This is a genomic window from Pseudomonas migulae NBRC 103157, assembly GCF_002091715.1.
Classification (GTDB): Bacteria; Pseudomonadota; Gammaproteobacteria; order Pseudomonadales; family Pseudomonadaceae; genus Aquipseudomonas; species Aquipseudomonas migulae_A.
The window spans coordinates 23,143-38,188 of sequence record NZ_BDAG01000045.1 but is presented as its reverse complement, the minus strand read 5'-3'; the positions used below and the strand labels follow the sequence as shown (position 1 = coordinate 38,188).

The 15,046-nt window shown below is 60.8% G+C and carries 14 protein-coding genes; 2 read left to right on the top strand and 12 right to left on the bottom strand.

Annotated features, from left to right (window positions below):
• Nucleotides 1–79: 79 nt before the first annotated feature.
• From dgoD to PMI01S_RS26190, 4 genes are all read right to left on the bottom strand, one after another.
• Nucleotides 80–1,228, bottom strand: coding sequence for a galactonate dehydratase (gene dgoD / locus PMI01S_RS26205; RefSeq protein WP_007903915.1), 1,149 nt, complete (start codon nt 1,226–1,228; stop codon nt 80–82).
• 47 nt (nt 1,229–1,275) lie between these two features.
• Nucleotides 1,276–1,896 carry a 2-dehydro-3-deoxy-6-phosphogalactonate aldolase gene (locus PMI01S_RS26200; RefSeq protein WP_084323000.1) on the bottom strand — a complete coding sequence of 207 codons (621 nt, stop codon included), beginning with the start codon at nt 1,894–1,896 and terminating at the stop codon, nt 1,276–1,278.
• A 19-nt stretch (nt 1,897–1,915) separates the two neighbouring features.
• On the bottom strand, nt 1,916–2,908 hold the full coding sequence (locus tag PMI01S_RS26195) for a 2-dehydro-3-deoxygalactonokinase (protein WP_084322999.1): 993 nt from the start codon (nt 2,906–2,908) through the stop codon (nt 1,916–1,918).
• Between the two features lie 190 nt (nt 2,909–3,098).
• Nucleotides 3,099–3,581: a GNAT family N-acetyltransferase gene (locus tag PMI01S_RS26190; protein ID WP_084323014.1), complete on the bottom strand. Its 483-nt coding sequence runs from the start codon at nt 3,579–3,581 to the stop codon at nt 3,099–3,101.
• A 133-nt stretch (nt 3,582–3,714) separates the two neighbouring features.
• On the opposite strand from PMI01S_RS26190, the gene PMI01S_RS26185 reads away from it, so the two are divergent.
• On the top strand, nt 3,715–4,368 hold the full coding sequence (locus PMI01S_RS26185; RefSeq protein ID WP_084322998.1) for an HD domain-containing protein: 654 nt from the start codon (nt 3,715–3,717) through the stop codon (nt 4,366–4,368).
• 108 nt (nt 4,369–4,476) lie between these two features.
• Nucleotides 4,477–5,679: an MFS transporter gene (locus PMI01S_RS26180; RefSeq protein ID WP_084322997.1), complete on the top strand. Its 1,203-nt coding sequence runs from the start codon at nt 4,477–4,479 to the stop codon at nt 5,677–5,679.
• A 183-nt stretch (nt 5,680–5,862) separates the two neighbouring features.
• On the opposite strand, the gene PMI01S_RS26175 is transcribed toward PMI01S_RS26180, so the two are convergent.
• From PMI01S_RS26175 to PMI01S_RS26140, 8 genes are all read right to left on the bottom strand, one after another.
• A complete protein-coding gene (locus PMI01S_RS26175; protein WP_084322996.1) occupies nt 5,863–6,792 on the bottom strand; it encodes a PfkB family carbohydrate kinase in 930 nt (309 codons plus the stop codon).
• Nucleotides 6,785–8,251, bottom strand: coding sequence for a purine-cytosine permease family protein (locus tag PMI01S_RS26170; protein WP_008031640.1), 1,467 nt, complete (start codon nt 8,249–8,251; stop codon nt 6,785–6,787). Before PMI01S_RS26170 ends, PMI01S_RS26175 begins: the two co-directional genes overlap by 8 nt.
• Before the next feature lie 213 nt (nt 8,252–8,464).
• Entirely contained in the window at nt 8,465–9,463 is a 999-nt protein-coding gene (locus PMI01S_RS26165) for an ADP-ribosylglycohydrolase family protein (RefSeq protein ID WP_084322995.1), read from the bottom strand.
• Nucleotides 9,460–10,173: a GntR family transcriptional regulator gene (locus PMI01S_RS26160; RefSeq protein ID WP_084322994.1), complete on the bottom strand. Its 714-nt coding sequence runs from the start codon at nt 10,171–10,173 to the stop codon at nt 9,460–9,462. The genes PMI01S_RS26165 and PMI01S_RS26160 overlap by 4 nt, the downstream gene beginning before the upstream one ends.
• A 220-nt stretch (nt 10,174–10,393) precedes the next feature.
• Nucleotides 10,394–11,362 carry an L-arabinose ABC transporter permease AraH gene (gene araH / locus PMI01S_RS26155; RefSeq protein ID WP_084323013.1) on the bottom strand — a complete coding sequence of 323 codons (969 nt, stop codon included), beginning with the start codon at nt 11,360–11,362 and terminating at the stop codon, nt 10,394–10,396.
• A gap of 12 nt (nt 11,363–11,374) precedes the next feature.
• Nucleotides 11,375–12,919 carry an L-arabinose ABC transporter ATP-binding protein AraG gene (gene araG / locus PMI01S_RS26150; protein WP_084322993.1) on the bottom strand — a complete coding sequence of 515 codons (1,545 nt, stop codon included), beginning with the start codon at nt 12,917–12,919 and terminating at the stop codon, nt 11,375–11,377.
• A 64-nt stretch (nt 12,920–12,983) separates the two neighbouring features.
• On the bottom strand, nt 12,984–13,988 hold the full coding sequence (locus PMI01S_RS26145; RefSeq protein WP_084322992.1) for a substrate-binding domain-containing protein: 1,005 nt from the start codon (nt 13,986–13,988) through the stop codon (nt 12,984–12,986).
• Nucleotides 13,989–14,103: 115 nt separating this feature from the next.
• Nucleotides 14,104–14,922, bottom strand: a complete 819-nt coding sequence (locus PMI01S_RS26140) for an SDR family oxidoreductase (RefSeq protein ID WP_084322991.1) — start codon at nt 14,920–14,922, stop codon at nt 14,104–14,106.
• Nucleotides 14,923–15,046 lie beyond the last annotated feature (124 nt).

The window sequence follows — 15,046 nt, the reverse complement described above, 5'->3', positions numbered from 1 at the left end:
GCACCATCAATGTCGAATGATCTGCCGCTATCGCCAGCAAGCCGGCTCCTACAGAGATTTACGGTGGGTCAGGGAGAAATCACCACTCGGCAAAACTGCCATCGGCATGGCGCCAGATCGGGTTGCGCCAGCGATGCCCGACCGCCGCGCGTTCGATCACGTATTCCTCGTTGATCTCGATGCCCAGGCCCGGGCCATTCGGAATCTTCACGAAGCCTTTGTCGTAATCGAACACCCGCGGATCCTTGACGTAATCCAGCAGGTCGTTGCTCTCGTTGTAGTGAATGCCTAGGCTCTGTTCCTGGATGAACGCGTTGTAGCAAACCGCGTCCAGTTGCAGGCACGCCGCGAGGGCAATGGGGCCCAACGGGCAATGCAGCGCCAACGCGACGTCGTAGGCTTCGGCCATGTTGGCAATCTTGCGGGTTTCGGTGATGCCGCCAGCGTGAGAAGCATCGGGCTGGATGATGTCGACGTAACCTTCGCTGAGCACGCGCTTGAAATCCCAGCGCGAGAACAACCGCTCGCCAAGGGCGATCGGCGTGCTGGTCAGCGGCGCCAGTTCCTTCAGCGCTTCGTAGTTTTCGCTGAGCACCGGCTCTTCGATGAACATCAGTTTGTACGGATCGAGTTCCTTCATCAGCACCTTGGCCATGGGCTTGTGCACCCGGCCATGGAAGTCCACGCCGATGCCGACGTTCGGCCCGACCGCGTCACGCACGGCAGCGACGTTGGCCAAAGCCAGGTCGACTTTTTCGAAAGAGTCGAGGAATTGCAGCTCTTCGGTACCGTTCATTTTCACCGCGGTGAAACCACGGCTGACCGCTTCTTTCGCCGCCCGCGCGGTGTCGGCCGGCCGGTCGCCGCCGATCCACGAATACACGCGAATCTTGTCCCGTACCTGACCACCCAGCAGGTCGCTGACTGACACACCCAGAGCCTTGCCCTTGATGTCCCACAGCGCCTGGTCGATACCGGCCAGGGCACTCATATGGATCGCGCCGCCCCGGTAGAAGCCGCCGCGGTAAAGCACGGTCCAGATATCTTCGATGTTGCGTGGGTCTTTGCCGATCAGATAGTCGGACAATTCTTCAACGGCGGCTGCCACCGTGTGGGCGCGGCCTTCGACCACGGGCTCGCCCCATCCGGTCACGCCCTCGTCGGTTTCGACCTTGAGGAAACACCAGCGTGGCGGAACGATGAAGGTGGTCAGTTTGGTGATTTTCATCTCTTCTCTCTCTTGTTAGATGCAGCGCGCTCGGCGCCAGAAAAGTCTTAACGCAGAGCGTTCCATGCAGCGACATACGCCTTGGCGTTGACTGCCACTTCTTGCGCCGTCATGCCGGGTTTGAACAACCCGGACCCGAGGCCGAAGCCTTTGACGCCGGCGTCGATGAACACCTGCATGTTGTCCGGCGTGATCCCGCCCACCGGCGCCAGAATGGTTCCTGCCGGCAACACCGCGAGCCAGGCCTTGACGACGGCCGGGCCCATTTGCTCGGCCGGGAACATCTTCAGCACGTCCGCCCCTTCGGCCAATGCGGCGAAGGCCTCGGTCGGCGTCGCAACACCCGGCGACAGGAACAGCCCCGCCGCTTTTGCAGCGCGCAGCACTTTGGGATCGCTGTGGGGCATGACGATCACCTGCCCGCCTGCGGCTTTCACTTGCTCGACCTGTTCCGGCGTCAGCACCGTGCCGGCACCGATCAGGCAATCGGCGGGCAAGGTACTGCGCAGGATGCGGATGCTTTCGTACGGCTCGGGGGAATTGAGCGGCACTTCGATGACGCGAAATCCGGCTGCGTAAAGGACTTCTCCGATAGCCGCCGCTTCCTGCGGGCGCAGGCCACGCAGGATCGCGATCAGGCCGTTTTGCGCCAGGGCTTGCTTGAGCATGTCAGACCTCCAGTCAGGTTTAACGGGATGGATGTGGGGTGACGAGTCCGGCAGCGAGCGCCAACTGCCACAACCCGCGTTCGGTGGCATTTTCGGCCAGCGTCACGCGAGTAAAACCACAGACGTCGAGGGCCCGGCTGTAGCGGGCACACAGGTGTGAGTTACCGATGAGGATGATCGACGGCAGATGAGCGCTGTTGCGCCGACGCCGCTGAACAGTGGCCAGCGCCGACAGCTCATGACCGATCAACAGACCCGACAAATAGTCCGGTTGCGCGCTGCCGCTCAGCTCACCGGTCAGCCCGAGGCTGCGGGCGCTGAACAATGTCGACAACGGGCCGATTTCGCCCTCCGCCGACAGGGCCACTTGCACACCACGGTCAAACGCTTCGCCATCAAAGGATGCGCCGCGTTGTTGAGTGCGCCCCAGAATGCTGTGTTCGCTGAGCACGGCGAAGACTTCGCCGGTCATGAAGGTATCGAAATGCACGATGCAGCCGTCGGCCACTTCCACCCATTTCGAATGACTGCCCGGCAGGCCGATCAACAGATCTTCGCCCGCCCCGACCGGCAGGTTTTGCAGCACGCCGAGGACCTGGGTTTCTTCGCCGCGCATCACGTTCGGCAGCGGCGAACGCTGAATGACGCCCGGCACGATGTGCACATCGACACCACGAAGACTGCGAATGGTTTGTAGGGAAGTTCCGAGATTGGCGACATTCGCCGGTGTATCGCGGTAGGCCGCTTCGCGCCAACCCTGAGCGCTGCCGACCATGCCGCAGGCAATCACCGGCAAGTCGGGTTGCGCGTCGAGCCAGTCGCCACAGGCGTCATCGAAGGCCAGTTCAAAACCATCGGTGCATTCCTGGCCTTTAATGATTCGCGGCGTCCGGGGCAGCTGCATGATCCCCGATGACAGCGAACGCTGTTCGAGCACCTGGCCACCCGCGGCAAGTTTGTAAGCACGTAATGAGGTTGTCCCCCAATCGAGCGCGATCAATTGCGCCAGCATCGCTTCACCTGTTTTGTTTATTGGCAGTGAGTGAGCTGGACTATAAACCCGGACGCGTCAAAATCTCAATATATAAATATCACTCCCATATATTGGGACAACACAAAAAAAAGATCGCAGCCTTCGGCAGCGCCTACAGGTGTACGCCACCCAATGTAGGAGCTGCCGAAGGCTGCGATCTTTCAGGGATTCAATCGCCCGCGGCAAAATCCCTTAACACCGCACCATCCATTCGATACCGCACCCACTCTTCCTGCGGCTGCGCACCCAACGATTTGTAAAACTCGATGGCCGGCTTGTTCCAGTCCAGCACGCTCCACTCGAATCGTCCGCAATCATTGGCGCAGGCGATTTTCGCCAGGTGCCGCAACAAGGTTTTCCCCGCGCCGCCGCCACGTTGTTCAGGGGTGATGTAGAGGTCTTCGAGGTACAGGCAGTTACTGCCGAGCCAGGTGGAGTAGCTGAAGAAAAATACTGCAAAGCCAATGGGCAAACCGTCCCGCAGGCAGATCAGGCCGTGGGCCGTGGCGCCTTCACTGAACAGGCTGCGCTCGATGTCGGCAACGCTGGCGATGACTTCGTGGCGGGCACGTTCGTAATCGGCCAGTTCAGTGATGAACCCGAGGATTTGCGGTGCATCGCTGGGGGTCGCCGGGCGGATTTCGATCGTCATGGACGTGCCTTCGTCAAAAGTGGAAAACGCCATACTAAGTCGGCGCGCAACGCTCGTCACACTGGAAATTCAAAGCTGATCTATGGAGGATGTGGAGCCGCTGCTCCAACCGTTTTCACTTAACAGGACGTTTATGACGACTGATGCTTTCGCGCCGCTGCCAATCCTCGCCGCCAGGCTGCTGCCCCACGCACTGGAACCCTCGGAAGACGGCGCCCACGATCTGTCGCACTTGCAGCGGGTCTGGCACAACGTGCGCACTCTTCATGCCGAGGAAGGTGGCGATGTTGAAGTGCTGCTGGCAGCGGTGCTTTTGCATGATTGCGTGTCGGTGGAGAAGAACTCGCCGTTGCGTTCGCAAGCATCGCGGCTGGCAGCCGAGAAGGCCTCTGCAGTGTTGACCGACATGCACTGGCCCAGCGCGAAAATCAGCGCCGTTGGACACGCCATCGAGGCCCACAGCTTTTCTGCAAACATCACCCCAAGTTCCCTCGAAGCGAAAATCATGCAGGACGCCGACCGTCTCGATTCCCTTGGCATGCTCGGCGTTGCGCGCACTTTTTACATCGCCGGTCGCATGGGCAGCGCGCTGTATGACCCACAAGACCCGGAAGCGAATGCGCGGGAATACGATGACAAACGCTTTTGCCTCGATCATTTCCAGACCAAGCTGCTGCACTTGGCAGACGGCTTCCAGACCCTCACCGGTCAACGCCTGGCCCGCATCCGGCATGAACGTTTGAAAAATTTCATGGAGCTGTTCAAGGAAGAAATCGGCATCGGCTGAGTGCATTACTCCGCCCACCACTAACCCTGGAATCGATAACCTCAGACCTAACATCGGCGCCTTGCATGATAGATGACACTCTCCGTTATCGGGTCAAGGAAGCGCGTCATGTCTACTGCTCCACCTCAGGTCTCCAGCAAACTGTTCGGCCTGTTTTGCCTCGCCAGTTATTTGCTGTCGCTGTCCTACGGCTCGACGTTTTTGCTGTCGCTGTTGATCGGCTCACGCGGCGGCAACGAACACGATGCCGGGAGCGTGATTTCGGCGGCGATGCTCAGCACGTTTGCGGCGGTGATCGTTTCCGGGCACTTGTCCGACTGGCTTGGCGCGGCGCGTTCGATTGCGCTGTTCGGCGTGCTGCTGGTGGCGGCCAGCCTGGGTTTTGCACTGACGCCGGGCTTCGGTCATCTGCTGCTGTTTTTCGGCTTGCTGCTGGGTTTGGGCTGGGGCGTTTTCTACACACTCGGGCCGATCATCGTCGCAAGCCTTGTGACGCCTGCCCAACGGGCCAGATATTTCGCGCTACTGTCGGGCAGCATGATGACCGGGATCGGCAGCGGTCCGTTGCTGGGCCGCGCGGCCAGTGCGCTGGGCTATCCCGTAACGGCGGCGTTTTACCTCGCGGCGCTGGCCAGCCTGATCGGCGTGTTGCTGTTCTGGCGCCTGGATGCGCAGCTGAAAAAAGCGCCCTCGCCGACCGCTGCGGTCGCACGCATTTCCTGGCGCGCAACCCGGCAGATTTTGTCGTCCCGCGCAGTGTTCCCGATCCTCATGGTAGGCCTCGGCGGCTGCGTCTTCGGTGGTCTGTCGAGTTTCCAGACCAGCTATGCGGCGTCTCGTTCGCTGGATTACTCGCTGTTCTTTTTCGGCTTCATGGGCGCGGCAATCAGCAGCCGGATGGTGATTGCCGGATTCGTGGTCAAGCGCGATCCGTTCCTCGCATCCTGCCTGTTGTCGGGGCTGATGATGGTTTCGATTGTGATGTTCGGTTTCGTGGTCGACAGCGGCTTGAGCTACGTGCTCGCGGCGATGATGCTCGGGGTCGGTTACGGGCTGACGTATTCGGTGATCAATGGCCTGGCGGCGAATGAAACGCCGCACGGCACCACCGCGCAAGCGTTGCTGCTGTTCAGCCTGTCGTACTTCATTGGTGTGTTCGGCTTTCCGTTGCTGGCCGGGAAGATCATCGTCGAACACGGGATGGCGACACTGTTGCTCACCGTTCTCGCCGTGGCGCTGTTGAACTGGCTGATCACCGTGGGCCGCCTGATCTGGCGCCGCTACACGGTCAAAACGTTGCAACAGGCCTGAACCGTTCGTCGTTCATCAGTATCCATGAACGTCGATAAAAACCGATCAAGCTATGTGCGGCTGGGGTTGAGGCGGCGTGCAAGTTGGACGTGTAAACCTTTGAGGGCCTATCGCCGGCAAGCCAGCTCCTACAGGAATTACGCGATCCCTTGTAGGAGCTGGCTTGCCAGCGATGGCGTCCCGTCAGGCGCCGAAAGTCTTGCTGATCAACGCATCCACCTCATCCGCCCCAGGCGAAGTCGCCGGCCCCCACCGCGTCACCGCCAGCGCCGCAGCCGCATTCGCCCGCCGCGCCGCTTCACCCGCCGACAACCCTTGCGCCAACCCGGCCACAAACACCCCGGCGTGCGCATCCCCGGCACCGTTACTGTCCACTGCCTCAACCTTGAAACCCGGCACGTGCTGACGCTCGCCATGCTGATGAATCCAGCACCCTTGCGGACCGTCGCGAACCACCATCAACACCCTCGACGGCAGATGATCGGCCAGTCGATCCAGCGCCTCGGCAATGTCCGACGCCCCGGTAAAACGCAGTGCCTCGACGCTGTTGCTGGTCCACACATCGATACGCGGCAACAACGCCTGCATCAACGGCGCATCGGGTGATTCCACCAGCGGGCCCGGGTCGAACACCACGTTGACCGCACTCGGCAACGCCAACACCCAATCCACCAGCGCCTGAGCCTTGCCGACATGCAGCAGGCTGTAGCCGCTGACGTAGACATAGTCGCCCGCCTGCGCCGCTACGCTGTTCAAATCCTCTGCGGACACTTCACCTTCGGCGCCGATATAGGAGACGAAGCTGCGCTCGGCGGAAGCATCCGTGATTGCCACGCACAACCCCGTGTCTCGCTCAGCACTGTGAGCAATGCCGATGCGAATGCCTTCAGCCTTCATCGCCTCACGCGCCAGGTCGCCGAAACGACCGTTGCCGTGACGGCCCAGGTAAACCACCGGCAAGCCATTACGCTGAGCGGCGGCCATCACATTGAACCCGCCACCGGCTTCGAAACTGGCGGATTGCGCCAGTACGTCGCCGCCGGGTTGAGGCAGTTTATCCACGGCCATGACCAGGTCGATGATGACCTGGCCGGTGTGCAACATTTTAGGCATGAGCATTCTCGAGCGACGCGGCGCGGCGATCCCTGGCCCCGCCGAGTACAAAATAAATCCCGCCGGCGACCAGGAACGTGACGATCCAGCCGAGACCGTTGTGACCCAGCCACGAATCGGAGAGGAAGCCGCGGAACCAGACGGTTTGTTCGGTGGTGCCGATGGTGGTGAAGCTGAAACCCAACACGATCGCCAGCGCCCATGCACCGAAGGCGCGCCATTCCACGCCGCCGCGATACCAGTAGGCGCTGCTCGGGCTGACGTCCAGCAGGTCTTTCGGACTGTAGTAATGGCGGTGAATCAGGTCGACGACGAAGATCCCGACCCACGCAGTGATCGGCACGGCCAGCAAGGAAATGAAGGTAATGAACGGGCCGTAGAAACTGTCGGCGATCAGCATGAAGTAGATCGAACCGGCGAAGATCGCAACGATGTCGACCACCACGGCGTAGACGCGTTTGACCTTGAGGCCCAGGGTCAATGTGGTCAAACCGGCGGAGTACACCGACAGGTTATTCGATAGCAGCAAGCCGCCGAATGCGGTGATCAGGTACGGCACGGCCATCCAGGTCGGCAGCATGTCGCGGATCGCGATGATCGGGTCAGTGGCCGACGCCAGGTCGTTGTTGCCCACCGACAGCAGGCCGCCGAGGGTGATCAGCAACACCAGCGGGATACCCGCACCGAATGCGGCCGAGGCCACCAGACGAGCAGCCTTGACGCTGCGGTGCTGGTAGCGCGACATGTCGGCGCCAGCATTGGCCCAACCGATCCCGGTGCCGGCGGCCATGGTACCGACGCCGATGATCATCGCGCTCAACGGCGCAGGCGTGGCGTTGAACACGGCGCTCCAGTCGATGGTGGCGCAAAGGAAACCGCCGACCAGAATGTTCAGCGCGCCGAACACGTAGGTCGCCCACTTCTGGATCACCAGCAACGTCGCGTGACCGAGACCGGACACCGACAGGGTCAGCAGCACGAAAATCGCGATGAAGATCAGGGTCAACACCGGTGCACTTTTGGCTTCCACCGGAGAGCCAAACAGAATCGAACACAGCGACAACAGCACGAACGCGGCAGTGGTGGTGTTGACGGTTTCCCAACCCAGGCGCGACATCAGCGAGACCAGTGTCGGGCCGATATTGCCGCGCACACCGAAGATCGCCCGCGACAGCGTCAGGCTCGGTGCGCGACCTCGGCGACCGGCGATGGAAATGATCCCGACCACCGCGAAGGAACCGGCAGCGCCGAGGATGGCAACGATGATCGCCTGCCAGATCGCCAAGCCGCGAAACGCCACCAGCGTGGCGCCCAGTGGCAGGCCGAGGATGGAAATGTTGGCGGCGAACCAGACCCAGAACAGTTGCAGCGGATGACCGTTGCACTCCGCTTCCGGCACCGGTTCGATGCCACGGGTTTCCAGTTGCCCGGCGCTTTGCCCGGCGTTCGATGAACTCATGTGAAATGCTCCTGTTGCCTTTGTTGTGGTTATGGGCAATGACGGAAGACGAAAACTACAGCCCGGCTGTCCTGGCCAAGTCAGTGCGATCCATTGCGGGGTTATCAATTGAAATAGGTGGTGCACCCATCGCGAGCAAGCCCGCTCCCACAGGGTTTGTGAACGCCGCAGATCACTGTGGGAGCGGGCTCGCTCGCGAAGGCGTCAGCGCAGTCAACGCAAAGCCAACAGCCCCTGCACCAACGGTTCCAACGCCAGCGAGTTAACGGCTTTAACCTGGTCGATCATCGCAACAGGCCAACTCTCAAGCCCCAGGCAGGCCCCAAGCATGGCCCCCAGAATCGCCGCGATGGTGTCAGTGTCACCGCCTAAACCTGCGGCCATGCAAACCGCTTCGAAGGCATTCATCTCACCGATGGCCACTTGTTGCGCCAGGGCAAACGAAACCACCACCGACTCCTGTGACGCCACCGAAGTGCCGATCACGTCATACATCAAGTCCGCCAGCAACGCCTTGTCACTGTCGACGCTGATCGTCCGTGCCCAACTGATGCGCGAGGCAATGCGTCCGCCCGCAACCCAGTGGCCATGGCTTTCCGCTTGCAGAGCGATCTGCTGGCCGAGATTCAACGCTTCACCCAGGTCCATGCCGTTGATGCCGGCCGACACCACCGCGGCCACCGCCGCTGCGCTGGAAATGCCCAGCGTAGTGTTATGAGTGACTTGGCAGGCCTGAACCACGGCGTTGATGAAACGCTCGGGATCGCTGACATCCGCCGAAATCCCGACCGGCGTGATACGCATCGCCGCGCCGTTGGTGGTGCCATAGCGCCCCGCCTCTTCCGGCGACTGGCCGGCGAGAATCATCTCGATCGCACGTTTGGTCGACGGCCCGAGCAAATCCTGCGAGTCCTTGGCCTGCATCGCCGCTTCCCATTCGATCAGCCGCTGGGCCAGCACCGAAGGGTCGATCTTGCCTTCGCCTTCGATCAACAACTGGCCGACCAGAATCGCCTGCTCGGTGTCGTCGGTGATCGAGCCCTTGGGCATGTTGGCCGCAATGGGTTGATCCGGGCCAGCGTCTTGCAGATCGATGATTTCACCGAAACGTGCCTTGATTTCAGCGCGGCTCAGGGATTGGGTCGGCATGCCCAGCGCATCGCCCAGGGCCAGTCCGTAAAACGCGCCCAGTGCACGATTGAGCGCGGTCATTGTTGATGTCCAAATTGCAGATGCAGGCGAAAGTGCACGGGATCGAGCAGGCTTTCGACTTGCTCCATGAAACGGTTTTGTCGGTCGTACGTGGTGCGCAGGGCTTTGAGGAACACTGTGCCGACCGGACGACCGAGCAGCTCGGCGTCTTCGGCATTCAAGGGTTCGGCGCCGATCCATTGATCGCCACGCTCGCCGATGTAGCCGTAGGCGGCCAGGGTGATGGTCAGGGAATTGTCGATCAGGCCGACACGCGGCAGGCTTTCCAGGCCTCCGGTGGCGGGCATCAATGAGCGTTCGAGGGAAACCAGCTTGCCGTCGGTGGAACGGCGGCGGCGGTCGAGGGTGATGAACTGGTCAGTGCCGAAACGCGGCAGCAGGTCAGGACGGGTCACCGCCTCCAGCCGCAGCACTTCGGTATTGATCAGCGCCCCGCTGTCGGCCAGGGCCTGCGCCCAGCCGCTGCGCTGATCGAGCACCACTCCGTCGAAGGTGACGATGGAACCCACACCGCTTTGCGTCGCGATGTAGTTGCGCCGTTTCAATTCGGCCAGGGCTTCACGCAGCGTACCTCGGCTGACTTTGAATTCTTGAGCCAACTGATGCTCGCCCGGCAACAGAAAGCCGTCCTCCATGAGGCCGCTTTCGATGCGCCGGATGAGTTCGTCGACCACCCGTTGTTTCTTGTCAAATCGTACCTGTCTAATCATGTACAAAGTGATAACCGAAACCGGTTGTAGCGGGCAAGAAATATTTAGGGGAAGTGACGGAAGGAAGCGGTCGTTTGCAGGAGCGGGATTAATCAGTCAGACCGCCATCGCTGGCAAGCCAGCTCCCACAGAGCCTGTGTCGTTCACACATGATGCAACCGACACAGAACCTGTGGGAGCGGGCTTGCCCGCGATGGCGTCAGCAGGATCGCCGTTGGAATCAGCGTTGTTTGAGGCGATCGATCACCACCGCCAGCAACAGGATCGAACCACGGATCACGTACTGATAAAACGTGTCGATGTTCTTCAGGTTCATCGCATTCTCGATGATCGCCAGAATCAGCACCCCGGCGATCACATGCCGGATCATGCCTATCCCGCCGCTCAGCGACACCCCGCCGAGCACGCAGGCCGAGATCACCGTCAGCTCGAAACCCTGGCCGATCATCGGCTGTCCCGAGGTCATCCGCGAAGCCAGGATCACCCCGGCCAACGCCCCGATCACACCATGCACGGCGAAGATGATGATCTTGGTCCGGTCAACGTTGACCCCGGCCAACAGCGCGGCTTCCTGATTGCCACCGATGGCCATGGTGTTGCGCCCGTAGGTGGTGTAATTCAGCAGCCAGCCGAAAAACAGGAAACAGACGATGGTGATCAGAATCGGCACCGGCACGCCAAACAACTGACCGTTGCCGAAGACGAAGAACGACTCCTGCGACACGCCCACCGCTTTGCCATTGGCAAAGATGTAAGCCAGACCGCGAACGATCTGCATGGTCGCCAGCGTGGTGATCAACGCATTGACCCGCAGCTTGGCAATCACGATCCCGTTGATCAGCCCGACGATCAGCCCCATTACCAGCGCCGCACTCACGCCGAGAAAAACGCTGTCGGTGTCCCGCATCACGACCGCCGCGACCACACCGGCACAAGCAATCACCGACCCCACCGACAAGTCGAAATGCCCGGACGCCAGGCAATACAACATGGTGCACGCCGCTATCCCGGTGGTCGAAATCGCCAGGCCCAGGCCGCGCATGTTCAGCGGCGAAAGGAAGTTATCGATCAGCAAGGTGCAGAGCACAAAGATCCCGACGGCCGCCAGCAGCATGACCCAGTCATCGAGAAAGCGCCGCAGGTCCAGAGGTTTGCGCGGGGTGGGCAGAGCGTTGTTTTGGGTTGTCATCATAGTCACCTCTCAGTTCGCCACGCCGTCAGCGCGTTGGCGCGGCAAAGCCAGTTGCAGCAGGTTGGATTCGTTGGCCTCGTCACGGGACAGTTCGCCGCGCATCGCCCCTTCGCAGAGCACCAGGATGCGGTCGGAAATGCCCATGACTTCCATCAGGTCGCTGGACACCACGATCACCGCGATCCCGCTTTCCGCCAGGTTGTGGATGATCTGGTAGATCTCGGCTTTCGCACCGATGTCGATGCCGCGAGTGGGTTCGTCGAGCAGCAGGACTTTCATCGGCATCGACAGCCAGCGACCGAGAATCGCCTTCTGCTGATTGCCGCCGGACAGGTACATGATTTTCTGCGCCGCGTTGGGCGTCTTCACTTTCAGCGCCTTGATCTGCTTGTCGGCGTTGCCCTTCTCCCACAGGCCACGCAACAGGCAACCGAAGGTGGAATGGGCGCCGCGTGCGCTGATGTTGATGTTCTCGGCGACGCTGGAGAGCGGCATGATGCCCTCCTTCTTGCGGTCTTCGGGGCACAGCAGAATCCCTGCCGCAATGGCATCCCGGGGGGAGCGCAGTTTCAGTTCATGCCCGCGCAATTCCAAGCGCCCGGCGGTGTTGCGCTCGAGGCCGCTGAGTATGCGGAACAGCTCGGTACGACCGGCACCGACCAGACCGAACAATCCCAGGATCTCGCCCTTGTGCGCGTCGAAACTCACCGGCTCACGCAAACCCGGCCCGAGCAGACCGTTGACCCTCAACGCCACCGCGCCACGCTTGCGCGGGCGGTAATCGTAGATGTCCTGAATGTCGCGCCCGACCATGCACGTGACCAATTGATCATGGGTCAGCTCGCTCATGTCCTCGAAGGTGCGCACGTAGCGGCCGTCCTTGAACACCGTCACCGCGTTGCAGATGCGGAACACTTCCTCCATGCGGTGGGAGACGTAGAGCACCACTTTGCCCTCGTCGCGCAGGCGTCCGATGATCGTCATCAAGCGATCGATTTCCCGCGCCGAGAGGCTGCTGGTCGGTTCGTCGAACGCGATCACATGCGCGCCACGGGACAACGCCTTGGCGATTTCCACCAGTTGCCGTTGACCGAGGGACAGGCGCCCGACTTTCTCCTGCGGATCGATTTCATCGGCCAGGCCATTGAGGCAGGCCAGCGCTTGTTGCCGCAGTGCGTTGCGATTGATCAGGCCGAAACTGGCGGGCAGATGACCGAGGAACAGATTTTCCGCCACGGTCATTTCCGGGACCAGGTGCAGCTCCTGATGGATCACTGCCACCTTGTTGCCGATGCTGTCGGCGGTGGATTTGAAGACCATCGTTCGCTCGCCGATCTGCAGGTCTCCGCTGCTCGGCGTGTAGGCACCACCGAGGATTTTCAGCAACGTCGATTTGCCAGCACCGTTCTCGCCCATCAAGGCATGAACCTGGCCCGGATGGGCGACGAAGCTGATGCCGTCCAGCGCCTTCACCCCGGGAAAGGTCTTGCCGATCCCGTTGAAGCGCAGGCTCCCGCCGACGCTGTCGTGTTGTGTCTGTACTTGCGCGTGCATAAGCCACCTCATCAACAGATCAGGCAGCCCCGTCGCCAGGGCCGCCGATGAAATCAACCGTGCCTCAGTTCCAGAGGCCGATCTTTTCCAGTTCCTGCTTGAAGTTGTCGCGCGTGATCAGGGTCACGTCGTCCATGGCGGTGTATTTCGGCGGTTCTTTGCCGGTGGTGACCCACTCGTACATCATGCTGGCGGTGTTGTAGCCCTCGATGTGCGGGCTCGGCAGCATCGAGCCGAAGAAGCCGCTGTTGGGTTTCTTCAGTTCGCCAATGGCGTCGGTGCCGTTGATGCCAATGCCGATCACGTTGGCCGCGGCAAAACCGGCGCTCTCGGTGGCGCGCACGCCGCCCAGTACGGTGTTGTCGTTCATGCCGCCGATGATCAGGTTTTTCGCCGCGCTCGGAAGCTTCACCAGCGCCGAGTTGGTGGCGTCCATGCTGCCCGGCACGTCGAGGGTTTTCAGCGCCGAGAACAGGATGTGGTCTTTCGGCATGCCGGCGTCTTCCAGCGCTTTGACCGAACCGTCGGTGCGCTTCTTGCCGGTGTCGAGTTCGTTGTAGGTGTTGATGACCGCGTAGGTGTCTTTCCAGTCCCAGCCGCGTTTTTTCGCTTCGGTGGCCATGGCCGCGCCCTGCTTCTGGCCGACTTCGAACGCCGCCATGCCGAGGTACGGAACGTCTTCCATGAACTTGCCGCTGGCATCGACAAAGCGGTCATCCACCGCAATCACTTTCAAACCGTTCAGCTTGGCTTTGGCCATGATGGCCGGGCCGAGGGATACGTCCGGCGGGCAGATCACGAAACCCTTGGCGCCGTTGGCGGCCAGGCTGTCGATGGCGGAAAGGGTCTTCTCGCCGTCCGGTACCGCGATCTTGATGACTTTGAAGCCTTTCTCTTTGCCGGCCTTTTCGGCGAAGGCCCATTCGGTCTGGAACCAGGGCTCTTCCGCCTGCTTGACCAGAAAACCGATCTTCACTTCCTCGGCCGCCAGCAACGTACTGCTCAGGCTGACCGCGGTGACCGCCAAAGCGGCACAGCACAGGGAACGGATCCCACGACGACGATTCATAAGATGACTCCTTGTTATTTTTTTTGAGCGTTATTTTGAAAGCCGGTGCAGCAAATAGTCATATCGTATGATGATTGAATTTCAGACGGAGTTCCGCGCCTGAAACCCCGGTTATTCAGTCGTGATACATCACCGAGCGACCACCATCGATGGTGATGCACGATGCGTTGATAAATGGCGCTTCGTCGCTGGCGAGGAAAACGGCCGTCATCGCCACTTCAATCGGCTGACCGATGCGCCGCGGTGGATGCAGATCGAAAGCCCGCTGGCGTTCGGCGTGCGGGTCGGCAAAACCGTTCCAGTAATCAATGTTCAGTTGGGTTTCGATGTAGCCCGGTGCGATGGCGTTGACGCGAATGCCCTTGGGCGCGTATTCGATGCCCAGCGCGCGGGTCAGGCCCAGCAGACCGTGCTTGGCCACCGGGTACGGGAAGCAGCCCGGAATGATGTGAGTGGAATGGGTCGAGGCGATGTTGATGATGCTGCCGATGCCCTGCTCGATCATCTGCGGCAGCACTGCTTTACAGCCAAACCAGGCGCCGTCCAGGTCAATGGCGAAGCAGCGACGCCAGTCTTCCTCGGTCATTTCCAGCGGATCGCGGAACACGTTGACCCCGGCGCAGTTGACCAGCACGTCGATGCGACCGTGGCGCTCCATCGCCAGATCGGCCATAGCGTCGAGATCCTGCTGCCGGGAGACATCAGCCGTAATCGCATGAACGTTGAAGCCTTGATTACGCCACCGCGCCGCGAGTTTTTCGACCTTCTCGCCCTGGATATCACTGATGATCAGTTTGGCCTGTTGGTGGGCGAAGGCCGCGACAATCGCCTCGCCGATGCCCTGGGCGGCACCGGTCAACAGCACGACCTTATCTTTCAGACGGTTGCCCTTGGGCGGTTCGGCCAGCGGCGGAAAGGAGAGTCGTTCAGCCATGCCTCAAACTCCCTTTTCCAGGCACGACAAAAACCGGGCATCTGTCGATGTCCGGCCAAAAAGCTTTTTGGAAAATCGCTGCATCACTTCACCTGTTTTGTTTTTTTAAGTGTGAGTGCGTGTA

Bases quoted from the DNA above. Each gene is read 5' to 3' on its own strand.
- dgoD (WP_007903915.1), bottom strand. From the start codon at position 1,228: ATGAAAATCACCAAACTGACCACCTTCATCGTTCCGCCACGCTGGTGT.
- PMI01S_RS26200 (WP_084323000.1), bottom strand. From the start codon at position 1,896: ATGCTCAAGCAAGCCCTGGCGCAAAACGGCCTGATCGCGATCCTGCGT.
- PMI01S_RS26195 (WP_084322999.1), bottom strand. From the start codon at position 2,908: ATGCTGGCGCAATTGATCGCGCTCGATTGGGGGACAACCTCATTACGT.
- PMI01S_RS26190 (WP_084323014.1), bottom strand. From the start codon at position 3,581: ATGACGATCGAAATCCGCCCGGCGACCCCCAGCGATGCACCGCAAATC.
- PMI01S_RS26185 (WP_084322998.1), top strand. From the start codon at position 3,715: ATGACGACTGATGCTTTCGCGCCGCTGCCAATCCTCGCCGCCAGGCTG.
- PMI01S_RS26180 (WP_084322997.1), top strand. From the start codon at position 4,477: ATGTCTACTGCTCCACCTCAGGTCTCCAGCAAACTGTTCGGCCTGTTT.
- PMI01S_RS26175 (WP_084322996.1), bottom strand. From the start codon at position 6,792: ATGCCTAAAATGTTGCACACCGGCCAGGTCATCATCGACCTGGTCATG.
- PMI01S_RS26170 (WP_008031640.1), bottom strand. From the start codon at position 8,251: ATGAGTTCATCGAACGCCGGGCAAAGCGCCGGGCAACTGGAAACCCGT.
- PMI01S_RS26165 (WP_084322995.1), bottom strand. From the start codon at position 9,463: ATGACCGCGCTCAATCGTGCACTGGGCGCGTTTTACGGACTGGCCCTG.
- PMI01S_RS26160 (WP_084322994.1), bottom strand. From the start codon at position 10,173: ATGATTAGACAGGTACGATTTGACAAGAAACAACGGGTGGTCGACGAA.
- araH (WP_084323013.1), bottom strand. From the start codon at position 11,362: ATGACAACCCAAAACAACGCTCTGCCCACCCCGCGCAAACCTCTGGAC.
- araG (WP_084322993.1), bottom strand. From the start codon at position 12,919: ATGCACGCGCAAGTACAGACACAACACGACAGCGTCGGCGGGAGCCTG.
- PMI01S_RS26145 (WP_084322992.1), bottom strand. From the start codon at position 13,988: ATGAATCGTCGTCGTGGGATCCGTTCCCTGTGCTGTGCCGCTTTGGCG.
- PMI01S_RS26140 (WP_084322991.1), bottom strand. From the start codon at position 14,922: ATGGCTGAACGACTCTCCTTTCCGCCGCTGGCCGAACCGCCCAAGGGC.